A 26,958-nucleotide genomic window follows, 5' to 3' on the forward strand; every position below is an offset into this window, starting at 1 on the left:
GAATGGTTGACAAAGACATCAATAAAATATGGAGGAAAATATGACACTTACGAAAGCAGATCTCGTTCAGCAAGTGTATAAAAACCATGAGGAGCTTACAAAAGCTCAGGCGACAGATTCTGTTGAAGCTTTTCTTAGAATCTCAAAAGAATCGCTCATAAGTGGCTCAGATCTACTTCTTAGCGGTTTTGGCAAATTTAACGTGAAAAGCAAAAATTCAAGACGGGGGAGAAATCCTCAAACTGGAGATGAATTGACATTGGATGCCAGAAGAGTCGTAACCTTTAAACCATCAGGAATACTAAGAGACAGAATAAACAAATCTTAGATTATAGCTGATACATTAATATCCAAATTTCTCATTCTGGTTTTAGAGATCTCCCCTAAGTGCAGACGTGCTTAGGGGAGATTTTTTTCAAGGCCTGCTCCATACTTCTTTTCTTTCTCGACGAAATGTATCTTCAATACCGTTCAATATCACTTGATAATATTAGTCCATCAACAAAGTGGAATCTGCATCCATGGGCTCTAGAGAACTGCCCCGAGCCACTTTTCCAGTCTTTTGAAAAATTTGGCGTTATATTCCCCCCTCTGATACTGGAAACAGAGGACCATTTTTACCAGATAATCTCCGGATATCGAAGAATAGAATTTACCAAAAAACATACTTCAATATCACGCATTGACTGCAGGGTAGTACAAAGTGGGATTGACCCTCATCTGCTTTTCAGTATTATCTTAATGGATCAGGCTGCTTCAAATAGTCTGTCCTTAGCTGAGAAAGCCATGTTTCTTTTAAAAGCTTCAGAATTTTTATCAAAAAACAAACTGGCGAGCATGTTTTTTCATGATCTGGGTCTTCAACGGAAACAATCATTTGTAGACGACCTGCTGACATTGCTGGGCCAGAATAAGGTTTTTATTGAACAAGCAGACAGTGGTCTTATCGAAGAACAGATGCTCACAGAACTTTTACGCCTCAAAGAATCTGACCGGGAGGCGCTGCTGCATCTTTTCTGCCAATTGAATTTAGGTGCGAGTAAACAGAAAAGAATGCTAAACCTTCTTCGTGACGCGGCATATAAAAGTGGCGCAACGCTCCAACAGTACCTGAAGAACGAAGATATCCAATCTATCCTCGCTGACAACAATTTGAACATACCCCAGAAAGTCAGTCACCTCGACAGGTTTCTACAATTACAGATATTTCCCCAGATACTTGCGGCTGAAAACAACTTTGCAGCAGAGGTAAAAAAAATAAAACTTAAACCAAATCAGCAAATTACCCATGCCCAGGCATTTGAGAGAGACACGGTCACACTCGCAACTGAATTTCAGTCACTTGATGAATGTCGATCCTTCCTGGAAAAAATGAATTCTAAATAATTACTCTCTATCGGGATACAGCAGCTTTCCGCTAACCAACATATCTTCGCCAAGTGTTTTATATCGAGGCGAAGATATGCTTGGCGCCATATCACGGGATGTAACGTTGAATCCCCGTACAAGTGCTTGCCCCGAATCCCCCGCAAAACGGGGGCCATAAAACAGATATGCATAGTCGTAGAGTTGTTCTCTTAAAAAACTCCCGTGTAACAAGCCACCACCTTCCACAAGTACGGAAAGAATACCCTCCTGTCCTAAACGAGAAAGCACCTCTTTCAAATCCAGACCATCATTATTTTTTTTTACGGTGAATACTCGCACGCCAATTTTTTCAAAAGCATTGCGTTTTTCCTCGCGTACAGTCTCTGCACAAAAGACCATAGGTGCAGCATCTGATGTGTGCTGATAGACCTTTGAACGAAGCGGTGTTGCAAGAGTTGTATCAAGAATTATTCGTACGGGATCTCTACCATTTTCTCCAGGCAGACGGGTGGTAAGAGACGGGTTGTCAATTAAGATTGTGGAGGAACCAACCATTATCGCATCCAGTTGATTTCTCAACTGATGAACAGTACGAGATGTTTTATCACCGGTGACCCAACCGGACATCCCAGATTGATAGTTGATTCGGCCATCTAGGCTTATACCAGCTTTCATCACCACGTATGGTATCTTTGTTTTTATATATTTTATAAATGGCCTATTGATCTCTTCGCACTCTTTTTCAAGAACGCCTGATTCCACGTCAATTCCGTGATCTCGTAGATATTTGAGACCTCTACCATCAACGAGAGGATTAGGATCCCTCATACCGACAACAACGCGGTTTATGCCGGCTTTTTCTATAGCTGCACAGCAGGGTGGAGTTTTTCCTGTGTGGCTGCATGGCTCAAGGGTAACATAAATTGTAGCTCCCTGAAGCGGGATTCTCGCATTATTTATCGCATGAATTTCCGCATGAGGCGTTCCTGCCTTTTGGTGATATCCTCTCCCTACTACTACACCGTCTTTAACTATCACTGCGCCAACAGCGGGGTTTGGTGAGGTACGACCAATGCCTTTTTTCGCTTCTTTAAGCGCAAGCTTCATATAATCGGAATCGAACATCAATATTCCCCTTCACTTCGAGACTCAAGTAAAGATTTCAGCTCATCCATAAACTCATTTACATCCTTAAATTGTCTGTAGACCGAAGCAAATCTTACATAGGCAACCTCATCAAGATGGGGTAATCCTTCCATAACCCATTTCCCGACTACCTTCGAAGGTATCTCTTTTGCACCATAATCTTGAAGCTTACGTTCTATTTCGTCGGTGAACTCATCAATTTTATCTCGACTGACCGATCTTTTTTCACAGGCCTTTTCAAGACCTGCAATCAACTTATGCCGGTCCCAAGACTCACGTCGTCCATCTTTTTTTACAAGTACCGGCAGCATGACTTCAAGCCGCTCATAGGTTGTAAATCGCTGGTCACATTTCAGGCACTCCCTGCGTCGCCGCGTAATCGTTGCATCCTTATTTAACCGTGAATCAATCACTTTGTTGTCTAGATGTTCACAATATGGACATTTCATAACAAGTCTCCTAAATATTTACAAAAAGCTCTACAAGCAGTAAACAGCGCCCGACAATAGAATCTGCAACAATCATAATAGCCAACTTTCACAAAATATCGAGTAGGGTGAGGCAAGTTAATTAAGCTCGCCTCATCCCTCTCACAGAACCGTACGTACGGGCCTCGTATACGGCTCCTGTTTATTTTCCTTCATATTGAAACAGAAATTCCGGTTTTTACAGCGCCGATATCAAAGAGCCAGTGATCTTTATGCAAACAATCATTGGGAATCGCATAATGGCTCAACGGACAGCCTGCGTTTGCCCAGGAGTTCATGCGAATGAAATCAAACTCACCAGTATAGCCAAGCTGTCTCAACCTGCGGTGAAGCCGCTGTGGCTTTTTCCACAATTTCAACTGAATGGCTCGCAAACGCCTACGTATCCACGACGACAACTTCCGCATCAATCCGCTACAATTAGCTATCCGATAGTAGAGAGCAAACCCTCTTAATATTGGATTGAGATCGTCTATGATCGTATCCAGGTTAACCGGGACGGTTCGCCGGGTCATTGCTTTCACTTTCTCCTTGAATGACTTTATCTTTCCCTTTTTGATTTGCGTATAATTGGAGTGTATCACTACTCCAAGAAACTTAACACCTTTCCAACTGTGGGTGATATGAGTCTTTTCACGGTTTACGGTGAGGAGCAAATCTTCTTCCAGATAACTGCTTGCTTTGGCAAGTGCATTTGTTGCCGCGATCTTCGACTGACAGAGGATCAGAAGTCGAGTAGCCCGAGAGAACCTCCCCCTCAGGCTCTCACAGAACCGGACGTGAACGTCTCCGCTCATCCGGCTCCTATCGTCCAGCCATTGCGTATAATAATCTCCAATGAGCAAACAAGTACGGCTGTTTTCTCGCAATGCGGTCCAGCCAGTGTGTTGCTCGTCGTCGGTGATTCCGTAAACGCTTGTATTTTCTTGTCGCCCACATTACAAGGCGACGATCGAGACATCTTAGGGTCGGGTAGAGAGCTGATTTGTAATAGCGACCGTAATAGTTGATCCACCCTCGTATGGTCGAATTGAACATATAGGCCAGATCTTCTAAGTCTTTATCACTACGTAACGACCAGTTCCAGTCACGCGATTTCTGCCGGATGGCTTTTGCTGCTTTATTGCTGATTGCTGGTGTGAAGTTGATAAAATGTTTACCCCATCTGTTCTTCGAACGACGTGCACGAAAAGTATACCCCAGAAAATCGAAACTCACCTGCGGATACTCACCTTGCCGATCATCATCTTTGCAGTAGACGATCTTCGTCTTCTCAGGATGAAGCTCCAACCCCACCTCTTTCATACGAGCTTCAAGATCACTCTTCAATCGCTCAGCTTGAGCCAAAGTTGTACAATGACATACTGCATCGTCGGCATATCTTTCAAATGGTACATCAGAATATTCCCGAGATAACCATTTGTCGAATGCATAGTGCAGGAAAAGGTTCGCAAGCAGAGGACTAACCACGCCACCCTGTGGGGTGCCTTTCTCTGGAAATACCAATGTCTCATCCAACATTTTCACAGGAGCCTTGAGCCACCGTTTGACATACAAGAGAATCCACATCTCTTTTGTATGTGCTCTTACAGCCTTCATCATCAACTCATGATTAATATTGTCGAAAAATCTTTTGATATCAAGATCCAGAACCCAGTCCCTTTTCCAACAGCATTTCCGCGCTCTTCCCACTGCATCAAGTGCCGATTTTCCAGGGCGGTAGCCGTAGGAACACGGAAGGAAATGTTGTTCCAATTCCGGCTCCAGGCTTTGTTTAACCACCATCTGAGCAATTCGATCAGCTACAGTAGGAATTCCCAATGGCCTCATCCGCCCATCTCCTTTAGGTATCTCTACCCTCATGACTGGTGGCGGAAAGTAACTGCCTGATGACAAACGATTCCAGAGTTTATACAGATTATTAGTTAAATCCGAATCAAACAACTCTATCGTCTGGCCATCAACTCCGGCAGCACCTTTGTTGGCCTTGACCCGTTTATATGCCTCCCAAACCTGCAGTTTGGAAATACTAAACGGCTTTGCCTGTTTCAATCCAATCCTCCCGTTTCCGGTTGTTTTCTCTAATCCAAGCTGGACAATGCTTCCCCTTCGCTCCAGTTCCATTACAGAACCTTCATCACTACTACGGGTCGCTCCGCCCCTGTGCTCTGCATCGGTACTCTCACACTTATGGGGCTTCCACTTGTGTTTCTCCCTTAACATCAGAGCGACAGGTTCCCACGTTCCGCATAAAAGCCTGTATCACGTTCACGCCATCTTCATGCCGGAGGCCAGCTGGCCAGTAAACAGGTTGCCGCCAGACTTATCCCAAGATAACGACTACCCCTTGGTTTTGACACTCGTCCCTACGCTTTCGACACTTCAGCAACGGTTCATTTGCATTCGTCTCCGTGATACCTATCTGACAAGATCAAGCCCTGCCTTTTCCGTAACGCTCACCACCCCGGCTCTTTACCGACGCAGCTTACGGTGATTTGAAGCCTCCACCTGTATGGCGGCTCCGAGGGGCCGACCCTCATCTTTTATGCAGCATAGCTGCACGGGGTGTGAAACACCCGTGCGTGCCTTCGTGGCACACTATCATCCGCATAGCGGACTATTCGGTGCCCGCGCCCTTTCATAAATTGATCGAAAGAGTCAAGATAAACGTTGGCAATCAGAGGACTAATAACGCCTCCTTGTGGACTACCTATCTTGCTGGCCTGCCATTCATCCCCTACCATAACTCCGCTTTTCAAAAACTTCTCCAGTAAATCCAGAATACTCCCATCTTTTACCCGCTTGCTAAAGGAGGCGATAATTAAACCATGATCCAAAGTATCAAAACATTTGGACAGATCCATATTAACAAACCATTTTCGCTGGTACTCACGGATAAACATTGTCGCTTTCGTTATCGCATGGTGACAACTGCGACCAGGACGATAACCATAGCTTGACGGATGAAACTCTGGATCAAATATAGGCTGGAGAATATCTAGCAGAGATTGCTGAACTACACGGTCACGGACTGCAGGAATGCCAAGCAACCTTACTCCTCCTCACGCTTTGGGTATTTCAACCCGACGCACCGGCTGAGGCTGGTAACTCTTCTCCTGTAATTCCGTCAAAATTTGGTCTATGTTGCTGGTTAGCGATTCAGCAAAGTCTTTAATGCTCTGACCGTCTATGCCGCCAGCTCCATTTGAAGATTTTACCTTTGAGAATGCTTTGACAAGATTACTCCTGTTTAACATCCTGCTATACAGACTGTACCAGACTTTGACCATTCTCTTGTCCTGCGTTTTCTTCTGCCTGCTTTGCATACAATCATTGGGTCTTCACAGCAGTCCTGCTGCCTTCTAGCCATAAGGCAATGTACAGTGGGTGCTCTTGCTACTCCAGTGGACAGCCAGAATCAGCAGTGTTCCTGTCACGGTGTACCGCCGATAACGCGCCTCGCCCCGTCGGGCAACTTATGTCCAGACTGTATGTGTTGCCAAGTTTCTAAAAACCTTCAAATAAACTTCATCCCTTCGCAACCGACACGGCTTTGGGCACATATCAGCTCCAGACGAACAGGCCGTCCAGTCATCCCGGTTTTACCCTCCACACTGTTACCAGCTTTCACAGGCCGGGACTTCAACACTACTACGGAATCATCTGCCACCTCACATCGCTTCGGTCGGCCTTGAGCTACCTCTTGAACCTCCCTATCCCAGCTACTACATTGACTTACAGGAACAATGCAAGGCTTCCCCGGTTAAGGCGAACTCCCTGTGGGCAATCGCATCCTCAAACACATTACGGGACTGATCAGGTATCGGGCTTCGTGCTATTTTGGACACTTACCCTCCCGCAACGCCGAATCAGGTTTGCTTACGCTATGTACTGCTCACTTCCTATCGCTTCCTTCAAACCTCGCCGTTACCAGCAACGCCCTTGCGATTCGGATTGTCTTCCCCCTGATCGGGGTGACGCCAGCTTCACGCTGGTTGGGGTTGCCCGCCATGCCGGGCAAACAAAAAAAGCCAGCTTTGCATTTGCAAAACTGGCTCTCAATAAGAAGACCTAAACTTTGTATTATTTACTAAACTTTTCAATTCTTGTAGTGTGTCTGCCACCAGCAAAGTCAGTCTTCAACCAGATCCGAACCATATTTAGAGCTGTCTCTTCAGAGAGTACCCGTGCGCCAAGACAAAGAACATTGGCGTTATTGTGTTCGCGACTCAAGGCTGCAGTGTTTTCGTCAAAACAGTTGGCTGCCCTTATCTCATAATGGCGGTTCGCGGCAATAGACATACCTATCCCTGTTCCACAAATAAGTATACCATATTTTGCCGTGCCACTAACGATTTCCTGAACCACCTTTTCTGCATAGTCGGGGTAATCGACGGAATCATTGGAGTGACAACCTACATCGCTTACAGTATGACCATTTTCCGTCAACCAATGTATTATCTTTGTTTTTAGTTCATAGCCACCGTGGTCGGCTCCGACTGCAATAATCACAAGATTCTCCTTTTGTCCTTACTCCAAAATGCCCCGTATACAGTTTAGTACATTTGCAAGCCCCTGATCCTTCGAGTGAGGTACCTACAATAATTGAGGATGTACACCTGCCTTTTATGAAATAAGATTATATCAAACCTTCTTCATGGCTATAACTGCATTGGTACCACCAAAACCAAAAGAGTTACTAATGGCTACATTAATATCCATGTTCCGTGCTTGATTGGGTACGTAATCAAGATCACATTCAGGACTTGGCTGCTTATGATTGATTGTCGGTGGTGCAATATTCTCACTTACACTAAGAGCAGTAAAAACAGCCTCTATACCACCGGCCGCCCCAAGCATATGACCGGTCATGGACTTGGTTGAGCTGACGGCAAGTTTTTTGGCATGTGAACCAAATACGGTTTTAAGGCCGAGCGTCTCACATTTATCATTTAATGGAGTGGACGTCCCGTGGGCATTGACATAATTGACATCTTCAGGGGAGAGTTTGCCATCTTTCAAGGCCATTCTCATAGCCCTCACACCACCAGCACCATCTTCTGGAGGAGCTGCTATATGATATGCATCACTGCTTAATCCATAGCCACATACTTCTGCGTATATCTTTGCCCCGCGAGCCTTGGCATGTTCGTATTCTTCGAGAATAAGCATACCTGAGCCTTCGGACATAACAAAACCATCCCTGTCCATGTCAAATGGCCGTGAAGCTTCTTTGGGATTATCATTTCTGGTAGAAAGTGCTTTCATCGCCGAAAAGCCTGCGACCCCTAAACCGCAAATAACAGCCTCAGTTCCTCCGCTTACAACCATATCACACATACCATACTTGATGTGTCTATAACCTTCTCCTACGGCATGGGTACCTGCAGCACATGCGGTGGTCAAGCACAGATTGGGCCCGGTGCTGTTAATTTCCATGGAAATGTGCCCGGAAGGCATATTGGGAATAACCATCGGAATAAAAAAAGGGGTGACACGTTTAGGCCCACGCTCCATTGAAACCTGATGATACTTTTCGATGGTAGGTAGTCCTCCCATCCCGCATCCGGTGATAACTCCCACACGTTCCCTGTTGGCTTCAGTAACAACGTAACCACTGTCCTGCATCGCCATTCGAGCGGCGGCAAGAGCGTACTGAACAAACAGGTCAAGATGTTTTGCGACCTTTGCCTCAAAAAAATCTTCAGGCTGAAAATCTTTAACTTCGGCAGCAATTTTCACTGCATAATCACTAGTATCGAAGCGCGTAATGAAATCAACACCACTCACCCCTGCACAGATATTTTTCCAGCTTTTATCAACACCTGTACCCAGCGGTGTAACTAAACCGACACCCGTAACTACAACCCTTCGCGTCACAATGAAACTCCTTCTCTTTTATTGCCACACTTTAAACGTGGGAAAATAAAAATTGCTGCCTTCTGACCTGAAAAAACTTACTTCTGCTTCGTCACATAATCGATTGCGTCCTGAACTGTGGTGATACCCTCAGCGTCTTCATCAGGAATTTCGATATCAAAACCTTCTTCCATGGCCATAATCAGTTCGACGAGATCGAGTGAATCTGCACCGAGATCATCAACAAAAGATGCCTTTGGTACAACCTTATCTTTTTCTACACTGAGCTGCTCAACGATGATATCGATCATTTCTTGTTCTATAGACATTATGTTCTCCCTTACTTGGATTTGCCCTGGTTCATTTATCATTCCATGGCATGTTTTTAGTTGTTTCAAAAAAAATAACCCTCAAAGAAGGTTACATATACATACCGCCATTAACATGTAAAGTCTGACCTGTAACATAGGCTCCATCTTCAGAGACTAGGTATGCCACAGCGCCTGCAATATCTTCACATCTACCAAAAACAGCAAGTGGAATTTCACTTTTTATCTGGTCCTGGGTTTCGCTACCGAGCAGTTCAGTCATCTCCGTTTCAATATATCCTGGTGCAACACTATTGACGGTTATGTTTCTGGAAGCATACTCACGTGCCATTGATTTCGTTAGCCCGATAAGCCCTGCCTTGGCTGCTGCGTAATTCACCTGCCCGGCGTTGCCTGCAAAGCCTGAGACAGATGAAATGTTTATTATACGTCCGGATTTATTCTTCATCATGGAGCGAGACGCCGCTTTGGCACAGAGAAACGCCCCTTTTAAATTGGTATCAAGCACATCATCCCAATCCGATTCTTTCATCCTGGCCATGAGGCCATCACGCGTAATTCCTGCATTGTTAACAAGTATATCAACTGATCCGGCTTCATCTACAATAGTTTTGAATGCCTGTTGAACAGCTGTACTGTCGGCAACATCAAAACCCACAATTTTTGCTGTGCCACCGGCAGCTTCAATTATTTTCACTGTCTCTTCTGCGGCTGTAGACCTTGAGACGTAATTGACATATACAAGAGCACCCATAGCCGCCAGTCTGAGACATACAGCCCTACCGATACCACGACTACCACCGGTGACAACGGCTATCTTACCTTCTAAACTCATTGCTTTCGACGCTCCTCAATCTTGCTTATCAATTTAGGTACAATCTCAAAAATATCTCCGACGATACCATAATCAGCCACATTAAAGATCGAGGCATTTTTATCCCGGTTTATGGCGACGATAGTTTCAGCAGATTGCATACCTGCTACATGCTGAATGGCTCCTGATATCCCGCAAGCTATATACAGTTTTGGTGCGACAGTCTTGCCGGTCTGACCGACCTGATGAGGATAAGGAATCCAGCCCGCATCAACAACGGCTCTGGATGCAGAAACGTTGGCACCCATGACATCAGCAAGCTGATGCATTAGCTCAAAGCCCTTAGGACTCTCAAGGCCTCTTCCTCCAGAAATCAGAATATCTGCTTCCTGGATATTCACATTGGAGGCCTCAGCGACGACACTTTCAACAACACGAATACGGCTTTGTTTTTGACCTTCCTTCAAGGCCACCTCGATTACATTACCTTTCCGGGCCGAATCAAACTCAAGACCTTTCATGACCTTCGGACGTACGGTCGCCATCTGGGGTCTGGAATTCTCACAGACAATGGTTGCCATGATGTTGCCACCAAAAGCTGGTCGCGTCTGCAACAGCGCCCCATCACTTTCTCTAATCTCGAGTTGGGTACAATCGGCTGTAAGTCCGGCATTCAAATCGGTTGCAACGCCAGGAACAAAAGATCGCCCGATTGCAGTAGCTCCCGCAAGGACAATTTCTGGCTTGTGTTCTCTGATCAAAGAGGTCGTTACAGAGCTGAAGACATCCTCTTTGAAATCCACAAAAACTTCGTTATCACAAACGTAGACATTGTCTGCGCCGTGTCCAATCAATCGCTGTGCAGTTTCACCCACATTGTAACCGAGAAGTACAGCGCTGAGTTCTACTCCTCTTTTATCCGCGAGTCGTCTTCCGATGCCTAATAATTCAAGTGAAACAGATGCAAGTTCACCACCTCTGAACTCACAAAAAACCCAGACGCCTTTCCACTCTGAGAAATCACTCTGGACTTTTGCTTGTTGAATTTCAAGGGTAATTGCCCCGACTTCACAACTTTCGACACAGGCTCCACAGAGTGTACAACTATCCCCTGCAACCGCGAGACCGGCAACGACTTCAATTGCACCAAAGGGGCAACTGTCCTCACAGATACCGCAACCAATGCATAATTCTTGGCTAATTTTTAACATATCAGGATCGTCCGGTAGTCTTATAGATATGGAACAAGCTTGTCAACGAGTTGTTCAATCTGTTCATCAATAGAGCCCTCAAGTACCGCCCTTTCTCCTCTTGCTGGAGGCGGAAACACGTCAACGACCTTGGTTGGAGAGCCTGGCAGACCAATACAGGTAGTATCAGCGCCAATATCTGCTGCGGAAAGTGTAATGATCTCCGCTTTTTTTGCCTTCATTTTACCTTTAAGTGAGGGAACCCGGGGCTCATTTATATCTTTGACAACTGTTGCGAGAAGAGGAAAATCGGCAGCAACTACATCATAGCCGTCATCCATCATCCTTTCCATGACAAGTCCCGTTGCAGTTGCTTCCCGAACCTTTTGAACACAGGTGACAAAGGGAATACCAAGTCTTGTGGCCAGCCCTGGTCCAACCTGTGCGGTATCGCCGTCGATGGCCTGCTTCCCGCAAAGAATAAGATCATAGTCGCCTATCTTTTTCAATGCCTTTTCAAGGGTATAGGAAGTAGCCCAGGTATCGGCACCAGCAAAAGCACGATCTGACACCAGAACCACCGTATCTGCACCGCAGCTGATTGCAAGACGAAGCATTTCCTCAGCCTGGGGTGGTCCCATCGTCACGGCGACAACCTCTCCACCATGAACTTCTTTCAGACGCACAGCCTCTTCAAGTGCATGCTGATCGTAAGGGTTCATAATGGATTGAACCCCTTCTCTTGCAAGGGTATTTGTGACAGGATCCAGTCGTACATCCTTGGCATCTGGAACCTGTTTTATACATACAATAATCTTCATTAAAATCTCGTCATTGGGATGTGGTGCAGAAACATTTAAGCCTTTGAATATTCTTTGTTGAGTTCCTGGCCAATAACGTTCCGCTGAATCTGGTTTGTTCCTTCATATATTTGAAGAATTTTAGCGTCCCTCATCATTTTTTCCACTGGATATTCAGACATATACCCATATCCACCCATAACCTGAACAGCATCGGTGGTAACCTTCATTGCCATATCGGTTGCAAATGTTTTACATATTGCAGACGCCTTGGACATATCTTTTGGATGTGCCTGAATATGTTTGGCGGCAGAATATACCAGTGCGCGCGCTGCTTCAACACCAATTGCCATGTCTGCAAGCATGTGCTGAACTGCTTGAAACGCCATAATAGGTTTGCCAAACTGTTTTCTCTGTTTTGCATATTTCCCTGCCTCATCAAGAGCTCCCTGGCCAAGTCCAACTCCAAGTGAAGCAATTCCAGGGCGGGAAAGATCAAGAGTTTTCATGACAGTGATAAAACCTGTCCCCTCACGTCCGATCAGCCTGTCTTTGGGTATACGGCAATCTTTAAAAATCAATTCCGTGGTTGAAGAGGCACGGATCCCCATTTTCTTTTCTTTTGGACCGCATGTAAAACCGGGATCACCCTCCTCAACGACAAATATGGAAGCGCCCCGAGGTCCACGACTTCTGTCAGTGATCGCAACAACAGAATAGATCTGGGCTTCACCACCGTTGGTGATCCACTGCTTGGTTCCGTTGAGAACCCACTCATCCCCGTCTAAAACTGCTGTCGTCTGAATACCAGAAGCATCGGAACCGGCATTGGCCTCAGTAAGACCGAAGGCTCCAAATTTTTTACCAGTTGCAACATCAGGAAGATATTTCTGTTTCATCTCCTCGGAACCGGAAATAATAATAGGATAAACCCCAAGAAAGTTTGCAGCAAACGCGGTTCCTACCCCGATACACCCCCGCCCAAGTTGCTCTACTGTGAGGACAATATCAAAACAGCCACCACCAAAGCCACCATACTCTTCAGGAATTGGAACACCAAAGAGGTCGGCTTTGGCCATGTCATTTAATATTTGCCTTGGGAACTCATGATTTTTATCGAGTTCTGCACGGTTTGGTATTATGCGTTCGTCAGTGATTTGTCGAGCAATATCAACAATCATCTGCTGTTCTTCTGATAAAAAATAATCCATATCCAAATCTCCTGTTTACCACTTAATCAGGGCTGCTCCCCAGGTAAAACCACCACCGAAGGAACAAAATAAAACCATATCACCTTCTGCTATCAAACCTTGTGAATTTGCATCATCCAGGGCAATTGGTATAGAAGCAGCAGAAGTATTACCATACTTAGAAACGTTAATAAACACCTTATCTGGCGTTACTTTTAAGCGTTCAACCAATTTATGAAGTATCCTGATATTTGCTTGATGAGGAATAATCAAAGAAATATCATCGATGCTTAAACCTTTACTGGCAAGCAGCGTATTAACGGAGTCTTCCATCGCCCGTACCGCATGCTTAAATACCTCTCGGCCTTCCATGCGAATGAAGGCACCGGTATTATTTTCAACTTTCAGATCAGGATTGGAGCTTTCCGGACCATGCATATGTAAGAGTTCCCAGAGACTTCCGTCAGAGAGCATATGCGTTCCAATGATTCCACGATCATCATCAGTAAAGCCAAATACTGCAGCTCCGGCACCATCGCCAAAAAGTATGCAGGTGTTTCGATCAGCCCAATCAAGTCTACTGGAGAGTGTTTCTGCACCAATGACCAGCACTTTCATTGAATGATCGGCGAGAATATATTTGTAGGCCAGATCCAGGCCATACATGAATCCCGAGCAGGCCGCATTGAGATCATAGGCAAAAGCATTTTTTGCACCAATTTCAGTCTGGACAAAACACGCTGTAGATGGCATCTGCATATGTGAGCTGATCGTACCAACAACAATGAGGCCTATCTGATCTGGTGTAACCTCAGCCGCGACCATCGCTTTTTCAGCGGCTCTTGAGGCAAGTATGTAGGTCTGTTCGTCTTTACCGCCAATGTGTCTTGACTCTATGCCCGTTCTCGTTCTGATCCACTCATCATTCGTATCGACAATTGATTCAAGATCCACATTACTCATAACCCTTTTCGGCAGGCAAGAGCCGGTACCCAGTACAACAATTCCCATTACATCTCCAAATATTCGACGTTATGTCGCAAGTCCTTCGAGGATATCCTGATTAATGTTGCCCTTAGCCATTTTTTCAGCTTCGAGTACCGCGTTTTTAATTGCGTGGGCACTGGACTTACCGTGACAGACAATACCAACTCCATCAATTCCCAGAAGAGGTGCTCCACCATATTCAGCGTAGTCAACCCGCTTTTTAAAAGACTTGAAGGCTTTTCGAGCTAGAAGATATCCAATTTTTGCAGGCCATGACTTCATTATTTCATCGCGCAACATCATCATCGCCGCATCTGCCAGACCTTCGCTGACCTTAAGACAGATATTTCCAACAAAACCATCACAGACGATAACATCAACGTCTCCCTGGAACACATCCCGTCCTTCTACGTTGCCAATGAAGTTGAGTGAACTCTTTTCCAGTAGCGGGTATGTTTCTTTAACAAGACTGTTTCCCTTACCCGTCTCTTCACCAATGGTAAGCAGCCCCACTCTTGGTCTCTCCAGACCATGGATGCGGGAAAACGCCGATGCCATCACAGCAAACTGAAAGAGATGCAATGCCTTGCAATCTACATTTGCACCAATGTCCATCAGTACAACTGGTTTTTTCCGGGTTGGAAAAATCGAAGCAATACCCGGTCTTGCGATACCATCGAGGCGACCAAGCTTTCGTATTCCAGCAGCCATGGTCGCACCGGAGTTACCCGCACTTACGGCTGCATGAGCTTCACCGCTTCGAACAAGATCGAATGCGACCATTACAGATGCATCTTTTTTCTTACGTATCGCATCGACCGGATGTTCATTCATCTCAACAACCTGAGAGGAATGAACTATATTTAGCAAACTCGCAGTTTTGGAATCAGGGGCAAGGGTCTCAAGATGAGATCGAAGAATAGTCTCATCTCCGACAAGGCTAACCCTCAGGCCAGACTTTTGGATGGCAAGCAACGCCCCGGCTATTAATTCCTTTGAGCCATGGTCTCCGCCCATGGCATCCAGGGCTATATGCACAACGTTCTCCTACTCTACTTCAGTATCAAGAGAATATACGGTTCTTCCCTTGTAAGTACCGCAGTTGCCGCAAAGACGATGTGGTTGTTTGGGCTCTCCACACTCGCTGCATATTGACAGACCGGTTGCGGTTAAAGCATCATGGGAACGTCTGAGGCGGGTACGGGAACGGGAGTGTCTTCTTTTAGGTAAAGCCATTTTATCCTCCAACTTTGGTATATTTGATACCAGTATTTGCTACTTATTATTAATCTTGCCAAGAATCGCAAAAGGCGAGTCACTATAATCAACAGAGCACCTGCAGCTTTCACTGTTCAATTGTGCTCCACACCCGGGACAGATCCCCCTGCAGTCCTCACCACAAAGCATCCGAACCGGGCTCTCAAGATATGCCTGCTCTCGCAGAACTTCATCTATATCGAGTTCGGGTCCCAGAAGATAGATAGTGTTGAGATCATCCTCAGGACACTCTATTTCCTGTACATCCTGCACTTCTTCTTTCTGATTGGTAACAAGGTGTTCGAAGGCAAACTGTAAGCACTCATCAACCTCAATACCACAACGGGCACAGATTCCGTGCAGCCGGCCACTACACTCTCCCTTAAGACTTAGCGTCTCAGGGGTATGCCGAACAACGGAAACCCACGATGGTCCTGTAATGACCAGATCTCCGAGCTCTTTTGGAAACCAGGCCACCGAAGTAAGATCGTATCGCTCTGTTTTATCGGTAATTTTGTCAAATGTAATCTTCATCACATAATATCCAGAACCAAGGTAAAGCTAAGCCCAGAAAATAAAAGAAAGGAAAAATAATCAATTTATTGAAAATTGGCTAGAAAAAAAAGACAAACCACCAAAGAATCTATAGATAAACATTTCCCTGTTGTGACGCCACCCATGAACAGCAGCACCACATTGCTGTAGCCAACCTACTGATATGAAGAAGATTAAAGGATATGAGCCAGACGCTCGGTACTGCTTTTAAGGCGAAGAGAAACACGCCCCAATAACCAGCGAAAAAAAGTCACTCCAAAATCAGGCCGCTCTTTACAGAGCTGGTCAAATGCGTTTTTCGAGAGATACAAAAGCGTTGAGTCTTCAACGGCCACAATTGTGGTCCCACGAAAGGACTCAGGCAAGAGCCCTGCCTCACCCACCGGTGCACCTTTACCAAGTAGAGCAACAACCTGTTTTCGCGAGGCAAATCCAGTATTTTTTTCAACTGCAAGTCTGCCTGCAACGACAAAATACATCCCTTCAGCTGTGTCACCATAGGTAAAAAGCGTACCACCACTTGCAAGAGAGTGAGACTCCATTACCGCAAAAAGCGGTTCCACATCTGAGTCTGTCAAAAATAATGTAAAGAAATCGTGCAATTCCGCCTGATATTTGACCATAATCTTTTACTGCTGTCCCTCAGCAAAGGATTTGTTTTTTTCTTCAAGAACCTTAACCAAACCGGAATATTTGTCTTTTCTCAAAATAGACTTAAACTGCTCCTGGTAGTTTCGCACAAGGCTCACACCTTCAATATTAATGTCATAAACCATCCATTTCGCATCCTCTCTACTCATAATGTAGTGTACCGGAAGTTTTACATCATTATCCTCAATAAGTGTTGTGACCTGCGCTCTATCACCTTTAATAATTTCATTAACATATTCAATTTCACCGCCGGAATACCCCTCAAGCTTGCCGACATAGACATTCTCCAGCAGTTTCGTCATGATTTCCGTAAACCTCTCCTGCTCTGCTGCATCGATATCCCGCCAGGTTTTACCCAATACACGCTTGGACATCTCTTTAAAATCAAAACCTTTTTTAATTTCGGTCATTATTTTTGCGCGTCGCTCTTCTTTTTTTTCATCCCCCTTAAGGCTTTCATCTCCGAGCAACCCCACAAGACTGGTGAGTGCAGGCTTAAGATCTTCAGTGGGAGATTCTCCGGCAAAGACAGAGCTACTACAGGCAAGACATATAACACACAACAGCTGAACAAAGATTTTCATCGAATCACACCTACAATATAATTATACAAGAATTGAGTTTGAACATCAGTATCCTTACTACTTACCTATTTTGCACTACCAAAAGCAAACTTGGAAATAAGCGATTCTATATCCAGGGAGGATTCAGTATCACTGATAATTGAGCCAGGTGCAAACACTTCTTCATCCCCTCCTGGACTCAGCTGAATATACTTATCTCCAATTATACCCTGGGATTTTACAGAGGCCATTGAATCAATTGGGAGCTTAAGGCTCTTATCTATCTTCAAAGAGAGAATAGCAGCTTCATTATCACCAAGCCGCACCTCAGCAACCTCTCCTACAACAACCCCTGCAACCTGAACCGTCGCACCTTTTTTCACACCGGAGACATTATCAAACTCAGCCTCTATGACATAGGTTCTACTGTCAGTCAAAAAAGAGACCTCTCCGAGCTGCAACGCCAGATAAACGAAAGCTGCAAATCCTACTACCATGAACAAACCGACAAACATCTCTATAGCATTCTTCATTTTTCCACCAATTGGCTCTGATATATTTCGCCCATAGTTGTCTTTACAAAATCCTGTATATGTTCTTTTTCCGACCACTGTATTTCTTCAGGACTTTCAAAAACATCCATCCGGCCCTTATCTAAAATAATCACCTGGTCGGCAAGATTAAAAATCTTCGGAATATCATGACTTACAATAACTGAAGTAAAGCCAAATTCAGCCTGCGTACTGGCAAAGAGGTGATATATTTCCTGGGTCATCACAGGATCAAGTCCGGTCGTAGGCTCATCAAAGAGCATTATAGAAGGCTGCAGCTGCATAGCTCTTGCCAGTCCCACTCTTTTACGCATTCCACCGCTCAACTGGGCGGGATACTTTGCATCATGGCCTGTCAACTCAAACTGAGCAAGACTTGCATGTACCTGCTCGAAGATTTCTTCTTCACTCTTTGATGTTCTTTCCCGAAGAGGCAGGGCGATATTTTCGAAAACTGTTAAAGAATCAAAAAGAGCGGATCCTTGAAAAAGCACGCCAAACTGGGTTCTCAAGGTTTCAAGCTTTTTCCCTCTCACCCGGGTCACATCTTCACCGTGGATAAAAATCCTGCCGCTGTCAGCATCCATTAAGCGAAGAACTAGTTTTAGAGTCACACTCTTTCCCTGACCACTGCCACCGGCAATAACGGTTGTCTTGCCCGGCGGTACTATAAAGTCCACACCGTCTAGAATGTGCTGCACAGAGCCATCTTTTTTGGTAAAACTTTTACGTACATCTTTGAATTCTATTGCCGCGTTAACCATCAGAGCAACACCGCCGTTAAAAGATAATCAAAAACCAGCACCGAAATGGAGGACAAGACCACTGCCTGGGTGGTTACCCGACTCACACTCTCCGCACCAAAACCGGCTCCACGGATTTCCTGGACAAAATAACCACGGCCACAGCATATCCATACAACCAAAACAGCAAACACTACGGATTTTACAGCACCAATCATAATATCATGATTGGTAACACTGCTCGTCATCCCTTGCATATAACTTCCAGGACTCACACCCATAAGCTTAACTCCTGCAATATAGCCTCCTGCAATACCTACGACATCAAAAATTGAAGTAAGCAATGGAATTGCAATAATGGTTGCCAGAAATTTAGGGGTAATAAAATACCGAAAAGGATCGATGGCCATACAGTCTAAAGCATCAATCTGTTCTGAAATCCTCATGATACCAAGCTCCGCACACATGGCCGAACCAGCGCGTCCTGCCACCATCAAGGCAGTAAGCACCGGACCTAGTTCCAGTATCAGGGTGAGAGAGACCGCAGAACCGAGCATGCCATCGGCTCCAAATTTATTCAGAGAATAATACCCCTGCAGGCCAAGGACCATACCCGTGGATAAAGCGGTAAAGAAAATTACAGTGAGGGAGCCCACTCCGATAAAATGAATTTGACGAAGAAATTCTCCCATTCTAAAAGGACGCCTGAAAACACCTCGCAGGGCTTTTGATACAAAAAATGCCATGCGCCCAAGATCCGTGAGGACATACATACCTGTATTTCCGAGGCGTGCCAAAAAATTGGTGTTCATGAATTATCTACATAGTAGTGGTTAATGTTCATCTGCATTACCGTATAAAATTGTCTGCAATATAGAGTAGATAATTTTACACACGGCCTCACGATAAAAACTGTATGACAAGAAGTCAACAATCAGAGAGCAATTACCATAGAGAGATATAGAGTCGCAAGCTCTCTTTAGCTTCCACCTTCCGTTCTGACAAGCATCGATGGTTTTTTTCATAATCTCCCCGAGAACCTCGTGAGTAATTATGTCGGGGTCTGCGGTGCTATCCTGGACGTTAAGCCACAGTAAAGAGACCAGCAGAATCCCAAAATGATGGGAGATTGGTAACAGGGAGCGTGTTAGAATATACCAGATTATCCAATACCCGTGTTTTAAACGCGGGATGGCGTATACGATCCAGCAAAGGCTACTATAGCAATTTAAAGATTTGAATAGAATAATATTTCTTGTCTTTTTTTACTCTTTATGTCTTTTTACACTCCTAGAGATACGACTTCATTGTCCGCTGACAGATGTCACCACATGGTATGCATAAAGAGCATCTTAAAGAACTCTACAATTCGTGCAAGGTGGTCGAAAAAAACAATAAACTTCTCTTTCTTTCTCAATCAGGCGGACAAAACACATTAACCACGGCAGATAAGTCATTGATATCTACAACAGACAATTAGGCAACAGGCATGGAAAAGCTGAACACATTAATACAAAACGAGAAGGACCTCGACCTGCTCGTTCAAAAAGCACGACAAACTGATGCGGTGGCCCTGGATACTGAATTTGTCTGGGAAAGAACCTATTACCCGCAACTCGGCCTGATCCAGATCGCTCTCTCCGACGAAGAATGCTATCTGATAGATCCACTTGCCATCAAAGACCTTTCTGCCCTGGGTAAACTCCTCTCCGACCGTGGAGTTGTGAAAATTCTTCATGATGCACCTCAGGATCTTGCAATCCTCCAGCGGGCAACGGGTGCAACCCCTCAAAACATTTTTGACACAAGGCTTGCCGCCGGCTTTTCAGACCTCTCCGCGACCCTCTCGCTTGGCAATCTGATCAAAGAACTTCTGGACATTGACCTTGCCAAAAATGAAACGAGAACAAATTGGCTAATGCGCCCGTTGACTAAGGCACAGGTTGACTATGCCCTCGACGACGTACGATATCTCCGAGCAATCCGTATTATCTTATTAACCAGAATAATCGGACCTAAAATTAAATCCTGGCTGCAGGAAGAGCTCAATCTCCTCAATAATCCTGCTACTTACAATGGGGTCAGCAGCAATGATCGCTATCTTAAAGTAAGAGGAAGCAACAGTTTGAACCGACGAGGCCTTGCAGTTTTAAAAAATCTGGCCACATGGCGCGACGGTACGGCCCAGAAGCTTGATCGGCCAAGAGGACACATCATTTCTGACACCAACCTGGTCGAAATATCCAAATCATGTCCGCAAAACGCAGAATCACTGAAAGAAAAAACATCTCTCTCAGACAAGGCAGTCACACGTTACGCCGCAAATATCACGGCAATTGTCTCAGCGACTCTGGACCAGGATCCTGCACTCTACCCGGAACCAAAAAAGCCAACCCGACTAACAGCTGGTGATAAGCAAAATCTAGAAAAGCTGAACGGCCTCATCACCCTCAAATGCGACCTGCTGGGTATAGCACCAAGCCTTGTGGGAAACAGTTCTGAGCTCAAGCAGCTGATCAAGACCTTGCGAGCCAATAGAGAAAAAGAGGTACAACAACTCCGTCAGGCGTCGGGGTGGAGAAAGAGCTTTCTTGAAGATTTTTTCAGGCAAAACCGGGAAAAATAATTACCGTTGTCAATCAGGATATTATATAAACCTCACCGGTGGAGTGCACCATGAAAACAGGATATACAATTCTTTTATTTCTCTTCATCTTCCTGATATCTACATGCATACCTCTGCACAACAGCCATGCCGAGGAAGCCTATTTGGGCTGGGAAGAGGATTCTCCTTACAATAAGCTCTACAACAACCAGGACCGGGACTCACTGAAAGGCGTTCTCGTCAAATTCACAGAAATCACACCCATGAAAGGTATGGTGGCTGGGACCGGCTTCATTCTCCGTGAAGGTAACGAGGAGATCAACGTCCACCTCTGTCCGTCAAGCTACGCAAACGCTAAACAGACTGGACTCAAGACGGGGGAAAAGACGAAAGTAAAAGGTGCATGGGCTGTCGTTAGCGATAAGGACGTGTTTATGGCCGCCAAAGTCAAGCAGGGTGAGAGTTTTGAATTTAAGGTCAGGCGAACCAAAGATGGCACTCCTTTCTGGACAATGTCTGAAGAAATGCTTGCACAGGAAAAAAATCAAAACTAACACAAAATATGTTTGAGACCATACAGCATCGCTACACTACGGTGTAGCGATCTCCAGAGGGACCGCAGACTCAACGGTTCGGGCTGGGGATTCATTGCAAACATCCTGATTCTCACTGCAAAGGATACTGAGATTTCGCCGGGCAACCTCATTACCGTTTGCAGCAGCCTGGCTTAACCAGAAACGTGCCTTCTCCGTATCAGTTGCAACCCCCACCCCTTTAATATAACAGTATCCCAGCCTGCTCTGTGCCAGGACAAAACCCTGTTCTGCCGCTTTTTCCCACCAGAAAAATGCTTTTTCCGGATTGCGATCAACTCCCAATCCTTTATAATACATACGCCCTATATTGTATTGCCCCGATGGATCACCGTTCTCGGCAGAACGTTCATACCAATGGGCCGCCTGAATATAATCCTGTTCAACCCCGATACCATTGCTATATTTCCAGGCAATATTATTCTGGGCCAGAACATAGCCCTGCTCGGCTGCTTTTAAAAACCATTGAGCCGCTTTTTCTTCAGAGGGTTCAGTACCATCACCTTTAGCATACATCATAGCTAAATTATATTGCGCTGTGACAACACCCTCCTGAGCAGCCTTTGTCGTCCAGAAAAAAGCTTTCTCGATATTTTTTTCTGTACCTTCTCCGAGATAATACATACTTGCAATCTTCACCACGGAGTTCAGGTCTCCTCCTTTTGCAGCTTTAAGGAAGAGGTCCAAAGCAACGATTTTATCAGGAACCACACGTTCACCACGGTAGTACATCCAGGCCAGCTCGCGAAGGGCGTCGCTGTCGCCAGCCGACGCCGCCTGCCTTCTCCAAAAGAGCGCCTGCTCATAATCCTGGGCAACGCCATCACCTAAGGCATACATTTCGCCGAGCTGTCTTTTTGCTGGAATTGATCCTTTTTCAGCCGCCTTTAAAAACCAGCTATGAGCAAGAACCTTGTCCACGGCAACCCCTTCACCTAGAAACAGAGCCCGAGCGTACATGAACTGCCCTTCCGCATCATCTTTTCCCGCAAGGATTTTCAGCCAGTACACCGCTTTTTCAGAGTCTTTTTCAGCACAGATCCCATCATTATACATCTGTGCAATATACTTTTGCCCCTCGGTATTATTTTGCCGGGCCGCCTTTAAAAACCAACGATAAGCAAGACATTTCTCTTTGCCCTTAACCGTAAGGTAATGCCTGCCGAGTTTCATCATAGAAGGAACACTTCCCCGATCAGCAAGAGTCGTCAGCTCCTCTACGGACTCAGCGCAAACAGGGGGGACAGTCAGGGCGCACAGCCAAAAGCCGAAACAGAGAACAGAAGCTGAAATTCGCAAGATTAAAGACAACTTTTTTTCAATTACCATTAAGAACATCAATACTCACCGCAACACACAATAATGACCCACGTTGCTTAAAAATTAATACCGTACAACAATTTCCACTTACTCACTTACCTTCGGCAGTTGATCAAGATACCATTTCAATGGATCAAGAAGTTCAAATCCTAAGTCAATGAGTTTCTTCTTCACCCCTATGACATTATTGGTAAGCAGATAGGGAAATATAGCTCTCTTATCTTCTTCCCAATAACGGGTAACTAAAACACTTCCAAGGGAGATATTCTCTTCGCTAATTATGTCTACAATTTTTTTCATTTGTCCAGGCTGGTCTTTAACAACAATACACAGCAACGTCCCGGGCTCATCAATATTAAGCACATTGACAAAGGCCCTCAGCAGATCTCTGGTTGACAAGATACCTTTCAGATACCCCTCTTCATCGACCACCGGTAATGCTCCCACCTTTTTTTTCTGCATGACAAGTAACGTATCCTGCAGGGTATAATAGGGATAAATAGTAAGAGGCTTGCTTGTCATGATATCTGAGACCGGAAACCCGCCAATCTTCCCAAGAGTAATCTCGTAATCGGGTTTTTTTAAAAGAGTAGACGGCATGGCATCACGCATATCCCTATCAGAAATTATCCCAAGGAGCTTTCCCTTGCTGTCGACCACCGGGAGATGGCGAATGCTTTTCTCACCCATCAGTTTCTTTGCCTCAAAAATAGTCAAATCAGGCCCTACTGTGATAAGATTTGTTGCCATTCTTTCGCTTACAAACATAATTCCTCCTGTAATCCTTCACTGTTTAGGACATCAAAACAAAATTGGTTGGGCTATCAAAAAGAGCGCAGTTCACACAACATTTTTATATGATTTTCTACAAGTACAGGCAGCATCTCGAGATTATAGCCACCTTCCAGTACTGAGACCACCTTGCCATTGGTATAACGGTTAACAAGATTTAAAATGACCTGCGTTACAAAATCATAGCCATCGGTGGTGAGGTTCGTGCCGGACATCATATCATCAATATGGGCGTCAAATCCTGCAGACAAAAGAATAAATTCCGGTTCAAATTTTTTAATAGCTGGAACCAGATCCTGCATCATAAGGCGGCGATACTCCTCATCACCCCGACCAGGGAGAACGGGAGAATTCTTGGTAAAACCATCTCCTTCCCCGATCCCCTCCTCAAAATCTCGGCCCGTACCGGGATATGCAAAAGAAGGATGCTCATGTATAGAGTAGTAGAGCACGGTGGGATCGTTATCAAAAATATGCTGGGTACCATTCCCGTGGTGCACATCAAAATCAATAATAGCCACCCGCTTAATCCCGTGATTTCGCTGGAGATACCTCGCCCCGATTGCCACATTATTAAAATAACAGAACCCCATAGGAGCAGACACCTCAGCGTGATGCCCTGGGGGTCTTATCGCGCAAAACGCCCGGTCAATCTCACCTGACATCACCAAGTCAATGGCCTTGAGTACCCCTCCAACTGCAAGATATGCAACGTCAGAGGTCTCTCGACATATTGCATTGTCAGGATGTTCGAACTCCGTAAGACCATAAATGCAAGCCTCTTCGAATTTCGTTATATAGTGTATGTTATGTACAGATTCAATCCACCGCTTATTGGCAGGTTCCGCTTCAATCTTTACCAGTTTGTCAAGCATCCCGGTTTTAACCAGATGGTTGTATATGGCTATCAGGCGCTCCGGTGATTCCGGATGTGCTGCACCGGTATCGTGTAACAGATATCTCTCGTCGTAAACAAATCCTGTTTTCTTCATAAAAGTTCCTCTGTCCAGTTAGTCACTTCCCTCCAGCTCGTCCATGTCAGATATTATTTCGAACACCCCAGCATATCAACGACAACTCGTCCTTTTTGCTTGCCATTTAAAATAAAGCCGATCTCAGCACCCAGGTCTTCTAAAGAGATCTGACGTCCTATTTCCTCAAGATGCGTTATTTTCCAATCAAGGGCCAGTTTATGCCATACCTCTTTTCTATGACCAAGAGGACAGTTCTGCGAGTCGATGCCAACAAGACTCACCCCCCGTAAAATGAAAGGAAAAACATTGAGCGGGAGCTCTGGAGAGGCGACGTTTCCGCAGCAGGTGACCACACCCAGTGGCTGTGTAGACTTTATCGCAGCTACAAGAATCTCTCCACCGACTGTATCAACTACACCCGCCCAGAGGCTTTTCAAAAGTGGCCGATCATAACCTTCTGCCGCTGTTTTTCGGTCAATGACCTCCCCTGCCCCAAGTTTTTTTAGAAAATCTCCTGCACTCACTTTACCACTCACAGCTGTCACAGAATACCCAAGTTTTGCAAGAATAGCGACAGTAAGCGAACCAACGCCTCCTGAGGCCCCGGTCACAAGAATTCTCCCCATGTCGGGGGCAACGTGCTCAACCAGAGCAGCAACCGACATACCCGCTGTTAATCCAGCCGTACCAAGAATCATACTCTCTTTCAGACTGAGCCCTTTCGGCAAGGGGACCACCCATGAGGCAGGAACCCGGATATAGCCACCGTACCCACCGGGGGTATTCATGCCCAGATCGTAACTTGTTACAATAACCTCTGAACCAGGCGAAATTGTATCGACACTGCTTTCTTCAACAATTCCGGCAGCATCTACACCAGGAGTGTGGGGATATTTTTTGGTTACCCCTTTGTTTCCTGTGGCCGAAAGAGCATCTTTATAGTTCAGAGATGAGTAGATGACTTTCACAAGAACCTCACCGTCCCCCAAACTATCAAGAGGCCGATCCTTGATCGCCCGCGAGAACGTGCCGTCCTCTTCTTCTGTTACCACCATCGCCCGAAAGGTTTTCCCACTCATCGTTTTCCTCCTTATAAGTTTCCCGGCTCTATATAGATTTCATTTCCGAGATATCAGACAACACTCACAATATCTGAAAATAGACAATTCCACCAGAGTCTTAGCGTAGCTTTTTCTCTATTATCCGGCATTGGTCATCCAGACGACAGGCCCCAACCAGAGGATCGTGATACAAGGTAAACCATGCCTTTTGCCTGGAATATTGAGCAAACAGTTCTCTTTTCTTTTGTATCACCTCAAGGGGAAAGTTGTCGTAGGCCATCACCCAGAGAGGATTTACATGGGCGGTTGTTGGGAAGAGGTCCCCAAGATGCACTGCCACCTCCCCATCAGAGCTGATCTCCACCATCTGATGCCCTCTGGTATGGCCACCTGTATGGACTACAGTCACCCCGGGACAGATCTCCATGCGACCAGCCACAAGCTTTAGCCCCTCACACCCTTTTGTAAAAACAAAATTCTCAGGTAAATAGGTTGCTTCTGCTCTTATATCAGGATTTTGCACATCCTCCCACTCATCTTTTTGTACCCAGTATTGAGCATTACCAAAAACGGGGATATTTTCCCCGGCGGCATCAACCATCTCAAGCCCGCCTGCATGATCAAAATCACAGTGAGTCAAAACCACATCGGTCACATCAGCACACGAATATCCAAGTTCACTCAGAGCTGCAGGAATTGACCATTGCGGGCCTACCTGAAATATCGCATTCTGCTTTTGAGTGAGTTTAACGCCAAGACCTGTATCAATAAGAATCTTCCGGTCAGGCGCTACAATAAAAAGAGGATCATTGCACATCTCAATGGTGTTATCGGCAGCCACAGAATATTTTTTACTCCAGAGAACCTTGGGAACAGGGCCAAACATTGTTCCGCCGTCCAGACGAAACGTCCCACCAGGCAGCCAGAAGACATCAAAAGCACCAAGTTTCATGGTTGAGCAGGCCATCACTATACTCCTTGTTTCAATTATTCAACGCTCGAACCTTGCGGTCACAGAAGCAGGCTAAGCGGCCATTCTTCACGCAATAACGGTCCAGAGAATGCAGGCTATCACTCACGATAAAAGGGTGGACAAAAAACTACAATATCCATTTACTCAAA

General features: G+C 45.4%; 29 protein-coding genes and 1 pseudogene. 4 read left to right on the forward strand and 26 right to left on the reverse strand.

Annotated features, from left to right (window positions below; genetic code table 11):
• Nucleotides 1-40 precede the first annotated feature (40 nt).
• Together FCL48_RS11455 and FCL48_RS11460 are read left to right on the forward strand one after the other, a co-directional pair.
• A complete protein-coding gene (locus tag FCL48_RS11455; RefSeq protein WP_136872418.1) occupies nt 41-328 on the forward strand; it encodes an integration host factor subunit alpha in 288 nt (95 codons plus the stop codon).
• A 59-nt stretch (nt 329-387) separates the two neighbouring features.
• Nucleotides 388-1,386 (forward strand): ParB N-terminal domain-containing protein, encoded by a 999-nt coding sequence (locus FCL48_RS11460; RefSeq protein WP_136872419.1) that lies wholly within the window; start codon nt 388-390, stop codon nt 1,384-1,386.
• On the opposite strand, the gene ribD is transcribed toward FCL48_RS11460, so the two are convergent.
• The 21 genes and pseudogenes from ribD to FCL48_RS11565 form a co-directional block, all read right to left on the reverse strand.
• A complete protein-coding gene (gene ribD / locus FCL48_RS11465) occupies nt 1,387-2,493 on the reverse strand; it encodes a bifunctional diaminohydroxyphosphoribosylaminopyrimidine deaminase/5-amino-6-(5-phosphoribosylamino)uracil reductase RibD (protein WP_240744822.1) in 1,107 nt (368 codons plus the stop codon).
• Nucleotides 2,493-2,963 carry a transcriptional regulator NrdR gene (gene nrdR / locus FCL48_RS11470; protein WP_136872420.1) on the reverse strand — a complete coding sequence of 157 codons (471 nt, stop codon included), beginning with the start codon at nt 2,961-2,963 and terminating at the stop codon, nt 2,493-2,495. The genes ribD and nrdR overlap by 1 nt, the downstream gene beginning before the upstream one ends.
• 191 nt (nt 2,964-3,154) lie before the next feature.
• Nucleotides 3,155-3,799 carry a group II intron maturase-specific domain-containing protein gene (locus tag FCL48_RS11475; protein ID WP_136872421.1) on the reverse strand — a complete coding sequence of 215 codons (645 nt, stop codon included), beginning with the start codon at nt 3,797-3,799 and terminating at the stop codon, nt 3,155-3,157.
• A gap of 7 nt (nt 3,800-3,806) precedes the next feature.
• Nucleotides 3,807-5,225 (reverse strand): group II intron reverse transcriptase/maturase, encoded by a 1,419-nt coding sequence (ltrA, locus tag FCL48_RS11480; protein WP_136872422.1) that lies wholly within the window; start codon nt 5,223-5,225, stop codon nt 3,807-3,809.
• Between the two features lie 377 nt (nt 5,226-5,602).
• Nucleotides 5,603-6,292: pseudogene (locus tag FCL48_RS25890) on the reverse strand (reverse transcriptase domain-containing protein); the annotation flags it as partial.
• Between the two features lie 793 nt (nt 6,293-7,085).
• Complete coding sequence (gene rpiB, locus FCL48_RS11490; RefSeq protein WP_136872423.1) at nt 7,086-7,514, reverse strand: ribose 5-phosphate isomerase B; 429 nt, start codon at nt 7,512-7,514, stop codon at nt 7,086-7,088.
• Between the two features lie 132 nt (nt 7,515-7,646).
• Nucleotides 7,647-8,882: a beta-ketoacyl-ACP synthase II gene (gene fabF, locus FCL48_RS11495; protein ID WP_136872424.1), complete on the reverse strand. Its 1,236-nt coding sequence runs from the start codon at nt 8,880-8,882 to the stop codon at nt 7,647-7,649.
• A gap of 77 nt (nt 8,883-8,959) precedes the next feature.
• Entirely contained in the window at nt 8,960-9,190 is a 231-nt protein-coding gene (gene acpP, locus FCL48_RS11500) for an acyl carrier protein (protein ID WP_136872425.1), read from the reverse strand.
• 91 nt (nt 9,191-9,281) lie between these two features.
• Nucleotides 9,282-10,025 carry a 3-oxoacyl-[acyl-carrier-protein] reductase gene (gene fabG, locus FCL48_RS11505; protein ID WP_136872426.1) on the reverse strand — a complete coding sequence of 248 codons (744 nt, stop codon included), beginning with the start codon at nt 10,023-10,025 and terminating at the stop codon, nt 9,282-9,284.
• On the reverse strand, nt 10,022-11,215 hold the full coding sequence (locus FCL48_RS11510; protein ID WP_136872427.1) for an electron transfer flavoprotein subunit alpha: 1,194 nt from the start codon (nt 11,213-11,215) through the stop codon (nt 10,022-10,024). Before FCL48_RS11510 ends, fabG begins: the two co-directional genes overlap by 4 nt.
• A gap of 20 nt (nt 11,216-11,235) precedes the next feature.
• Nucleotides 11,236-12,015: an electron transfer flavoprotein subunit beta/FixA family protein gene (locus FCL48_RS11515; protein ID WP_136872428.1), complete on the reverse strand. Its 780-nt coding sequence runs from the start codon at nt 12,013-12,015 to the stop codon at nt 11,236-11,238.
• A gap of 35 nt (nt 12,016-12,050) precedes the next feature.
• Nucleotides 12,051-13,205, reverse strand: a complete 1,155-nt coding sequence (locus FCL48_RS11520) for an acyl-CoA dehydrogenase family protein (RefSeq protein ID WP_136872429.1) — start codon at nt 13,203-13,205, stop codon at nt 12,051-12,053.
• A gap of 15 nt (nt 13,206-13,220) precedes the next feature.
• Nucleotides 13,221-14,195, reverse strand: coding sequence for a beta-ketoacyl-ACP synthase III (locus tag FCL48_RS11525; RefSeq protein ID WP_136872430.1), 975 nt, complete (start codon nt 14,193-14,195; stop codon nt 13,221-13,223).
• Nucleotides 14,196-14,216: 21 nt separating this feature from the next.
• Nucleotides 14,217-15,209: a phosphate acyltransferase PlsX gene (plsX, locus tag FCL48_RS11530; RefSeq protein WP_136872431.1), complete on the reverse strand. Its 993-nt coding sequence runs from the start codon at nt 15,207-15,209 to the stop codon at nt 14,217-14,219.
• Nucleotides 15,210-15,218: 9 nt separating this feature from the next.
• Nucleotides 15,219-15,407 carry a 50S ribosomal protein L32 gene (rpmF, locus tag FCL48_RS11535; protein WP_136872432.1) on the reverse strand — a complete coding sequence of 63 codons (189 nt, stop codon included), beginning with the start codon at nt 15,405-15,407 and terminating at the stop codon, nt 15,219-15,221.
• Nucleotides 15,408-15,446: 39 nt separating this feature from the next.
• Nucleotides 15,447-15,962, reverse strand: a complete 516-nt coding sequence (locus tag FCL48_RS11540; protein ID WP_136872433.1) for a DUF177 domain-containing protein — start codon at nt 15,960-15,962, stop codon at nt 15,447-15,449.
• A 194-nt stretch (nt 15,963-16,156) separates the two neighbouring features.
• On the reverse strand, nt 16,157-16,606 hold the full coding sequence (locus FCL48_RS11545) for a Crp/Fnr family transcriptional regulator (protein ID WP_136872434.1): 450 nt from the start codon (nt 16,604-16,606) through the stop codon (nt 16,157-16,159).
• A 6-nt stretch (nt 16,607-16,612) separates the two neighbouring features.
• On the reverse strand, nt 16,613-17,218 hold the full coding sequence (locus FCL48_RS11550) for a phospholipid-binding protein MlaC (protein ID WP_136872435.1): 606 nt from the start codon (nt 17,216-17,218) through the stop codon (nt 16,613-16,615).
• 65 nt (nt 17,219-17,283) lie between these two features.
• Nucleotides 17,284-17,730 (reverse strand): outer membrane lipid asymmetry maintenance protein MlaD, encoded by a 447-nt coding sequence (mlaD, locus tag FCL48_RS11555; RefSeq protein ID WP_136872436.1) that lies wholly within the window; start codon nt 17,728-17,730, stop codon nt 17,284-17,286.
• On the reverse strand, nt 17,727-18,512 hold the full coding sequence (locus tag FCL48_RS11560) for an ABC transporter ATP-binding protein (RefSeq protein ID WP_136872437.1): 786 nt from the start codon (nt 18,510-18,512) through the stop codon (nt 17,727-17,729). Before FCL48_RS11560 ends, mlaD begins: the two co-directional genes overlap by 4 nt.
• On the reverse strand, nt 18,512-19,303 hold the full coding sequence (locus tag FCL48_RS11565; protein ID WP_136872438.1) for an ABC transporter permease: 792 nt from the start codon (nt 19,301-19,303) through the stop codon (nt 18,512-18,514). Before FCL48_RS11565 ends, FCL48_RS11560 begins: the two co-directional genes overlap by 1 nt.
• A gap of 677 nt (nt 19,304-19,980) precedes the next feature.
• On the opposite strand from FCL48_RS11565, the gene FCL48_RS11570 reads away from it, so the two are divergent.
• Together FCL48_RS11570 and FCL48_RS11575 are read left to right on the forward strand one after the other, a co-directional pair.
• Nucleotides 19,981-21,117, forward strand: a complete 1,137-nt coding sequence (locus tag FCL48_RS11570) for an HRDC domain-containing protein (RefSeq protein WP_136872439.1) — start codon at nt 19,981-19,983, stop codon at nt 21,115-21,117.
• A gap of 50 nt (nt 21,118-21,167) precedes the next feature.
• Nucleotides 21,168-21,650, forward strand: coding sequence for a hypothetical protein (locus tag FCL48_RS11575; protein WP_136872440.1), 483 nt, complete (start codon nt 21,168-21,170; stop codon nt 21,648-21,650).
• Between the two features lie 36 nt (nt 21,651-21,686).
• Here FCL48_RS11575 and FCL48_RS11580 read toward each other — a convergent pair whose 3' ends face one another.
• The 5 genes from FCL48_RS11580 to FCL48_RS11600 all read right to left on the reverse strand — a co-directional run bounded on the left by FCL48_RS11580 (nt 21,687) and on the right by FCL48_RS11600 (nt 26,803).
• Entirely contained in the window at nt 21,687-23,027 is a 1,341-nt protein-coding gene (locus FCL48_RS11580; RefSeq protein WP_136872441.1) for a tetratricopeptide repeat protein, read from the reverse strand.
• Nucleotides 23,028-23,096: 69 nt separating this feature from the next.
• The gene (locus tag FCL48_RS11585; protein ID WP_136872442.1) at nt 23,097-23,777 is read right to left on the reverse strand and encodes a CBS and ACT domain-containing protein; all 681 of its coding nucleotides are present in this window, start codon (nt 23,775-23,777) and stop codon (nt 23,097-23,099) included.
• Nucleotides 23,778-23,833: 56 nt separating this feature from the next.
• Nucleotides 23,834-24,793 (reverse strand): histone deacetylase, encoded by a 960-nt coding sequence (locus FCL48_RS11590; RefSeq protein ID WP_136872443.1) that lies wholly within the window; start codon nt 24,791-24,793, stop codon nt 23,834-23,836.
• 53 nt (nt 24,794-24,846) lie between these two features.
• Nucleotides 24,847-25,854: a YhdH/YhfP family quinone oxidoreductase gene (locus FCL48_RS11595; protein ID WP_136872444.1), complete on the reverse strand. Its 1,008-nt coding sequence runs from the start codon at nt 25,852-25,854 to the stop codon at nt 24,847-24,849.
• Between the two features lie 100 nt (nt 25,855-25,954).
• On the reverse strand, nt 25,955-26,803 hold the full coding sequence (locus FCL48_RS11600) for an MBL fold metallo-hydrolase (RefSeq protein WP_136872445.1): 849 nt from the start codon (nt 26,801-26,803) through the stop codon (nt 25,955-25,957).
• Nucleotides 26,804-26,958 lie beyond the last annotated feature (155 nt).

This window comes from Desulforhopalus sp. IMCC35007, assembly GCF_005116575.1.
In the GTDB taxonomy this organism is placed as follows: Bacteria; Desulfobacterota; Desulfobulbia; order Desulfobulbales; family Desulfocapsaceae; genus Desulforhopalus_A.

Coding starts and splice junctions, on each gene's coding strand:
- FCL48_RS11570 (WP_136872439.1), top strand. CDS start 19,981: ATGGAAAAGCTGAACACATTAATACAAAACGAGAAGGACCTCGACCTG.
- FCL48_RS11545 (WP_136872434.1), bottom strand. CDS start 16,606: ATGGTCAAATATCAGGCGGAATTGCACGATTTCTTTACATTATTTTTG.
- FCL48_RS11580 (WP_136872441.1), bottom strand. CDS start 23,027: ATGTTCTTAATGGTAATTGAAAAAAAGTTGTCTTTAATCTTGCGAATT.
- acpP (WP_136872425.1), bottom strand. CDS start 9,190: ATGTCTATAGAACAAGAAATGATCGATATCATCGTTGAGCAGCTCAGT.
- FCL48_RS11565 (WP_136872438.1), bottom strand. CDS start 19,303: ATGAACACCAATTTTTTGGCACGCCTCGGAAATACAGGTATGTATGTC.
- fabG (WP_136872426.1), bottom strand. CDS start 10,025: ATGAGTTTAGAAGGTAAGATAGCCGTTGTCACCGGTGGTAGTCGTGGT.
- FCL48_RS11575 (WP_136872440.1), top strand. CDS start 21,168: ATGAAAACAGGATATACAATTCTTTTATTTCTCTTCATCTTCCTGATA.
- FCL48_RS11550 (WP_136872435.1), bottom strand. CDS start 17,218: ATGAAAATCTTTGTTCAGCTGTTGTGTGTTATATGTCTTGCCTGTAGT.
- FCL48_RS11525 (WP_136872430.1), bottom strand. CDS start 14,195: ATGGGAATTGTTGTACTGGGTACCGGCTCTTGCCTGCCGAAAAGGGTT.
- FCL48_RS11515 (WP_136872428.1), bottom strand. CDS start 12,015: ATGAAGATTATTGTATGTATAAAACAGGTTCCAGATGCCAAGGATGTA.
- FCL48_RS11510 (WP_136872427.1), bottom strand. CDS start 11,215: ATGTTAAAAATTAGCCAAGAATTATGCATTGGTTGCGGTATCTGTGAG.
- nrdR (WP_136872420.1), bottom strand. CDS start 2,963: ATGAAATGTCCATATTGTGAACATCTAGACAACAAAGTGATTGATTCA.
- rpmF (WP_136872432.1), bottom strand. CDS start 15,407: ATGGCTTTACCTAAAAGAAGACACTCCCGTTCCCGTACCCGCCTCAGA.
- FCL48_RS11475 (WP_136872421.1), bottom strand. CDS start 3,799: ATGAGCGGAGACGTTCACGTCCGGTTCTGTGAGAGCCTGAGGGGGAGG.
- FCL48_RS11595 (WP_136872444.1), bottom strand. CDS start 25,854: ATGAGTGGGAAAACCTTTCGGGCGATGGTGGTAACAGAAGAAGAGGAC.
- ltrA (WP_136872422.1), bottom strand. CDS start 5,225: ATGTTAAGGGAGAAACACAAGTGGAAGCCCCATAAGTGTGAGAGTACC.
- FCL48_RS11600 (WP_136872445.1), bottom strand. CDS start 26,803: ATGGCCTGCTCAACCATGAAACTTGGTGCTTTTGATGTCTTCTGGCTG.
- FCL48_RS11560 (WP_136872437.1), bottom strand. CDS start 18,512: ATGGTTAACGCGGCAATAGAATTCAAAGATGTACGTAAAAGTTTTACC.
- FCL48_RS11520 (WP_136872429.1), bottom strand. CDS start 13,205: ATGGATTATTTTTTATCAGAAGAACAGCAGATGATTGTTGATATTGCT.
- FCL48_RS11585 (WP_136872442.1), bottom strand. CDS start 23,777: ATGTTTGTAAGCGAAAGAATGGCAACAAATCTTATCACAGTAGGGCCT.
- FCL48_RS11540 (WP_136872433.1), bottom strand. CDS start 15,962: ATGAAGATTACATTTGACAAAATTACCGATAAAACAGAGCGATACGAT.
- FCL48_RS11590 (WP_136872443.1), bottom strand. CDS start 24,793: ATGAAGAAAACAGGATTTGTTTACGACGAGAGATATCTGTTACACGAT.
- ribD (WP_240744822.1), bottom strand. CDS start 2,493: ATGTTCGATTCCGATTATATGAAGCTTGCGCTTAAAGAAGCGAAAAAA.
- FCL48_RS11455 (WP_136872418.1), top strand. CDS start 41: ATGACACTTACGAAAGCAGATCTCGTTCAGCAAGTGTATAAAAACCAT.
- mlaD (WP_136872436.1), bottom strand. CDS start 17,730: ATGAAGAATGCTATAGAGATGTTTGTCGGTTTGTTCATGGTAGTAGGA.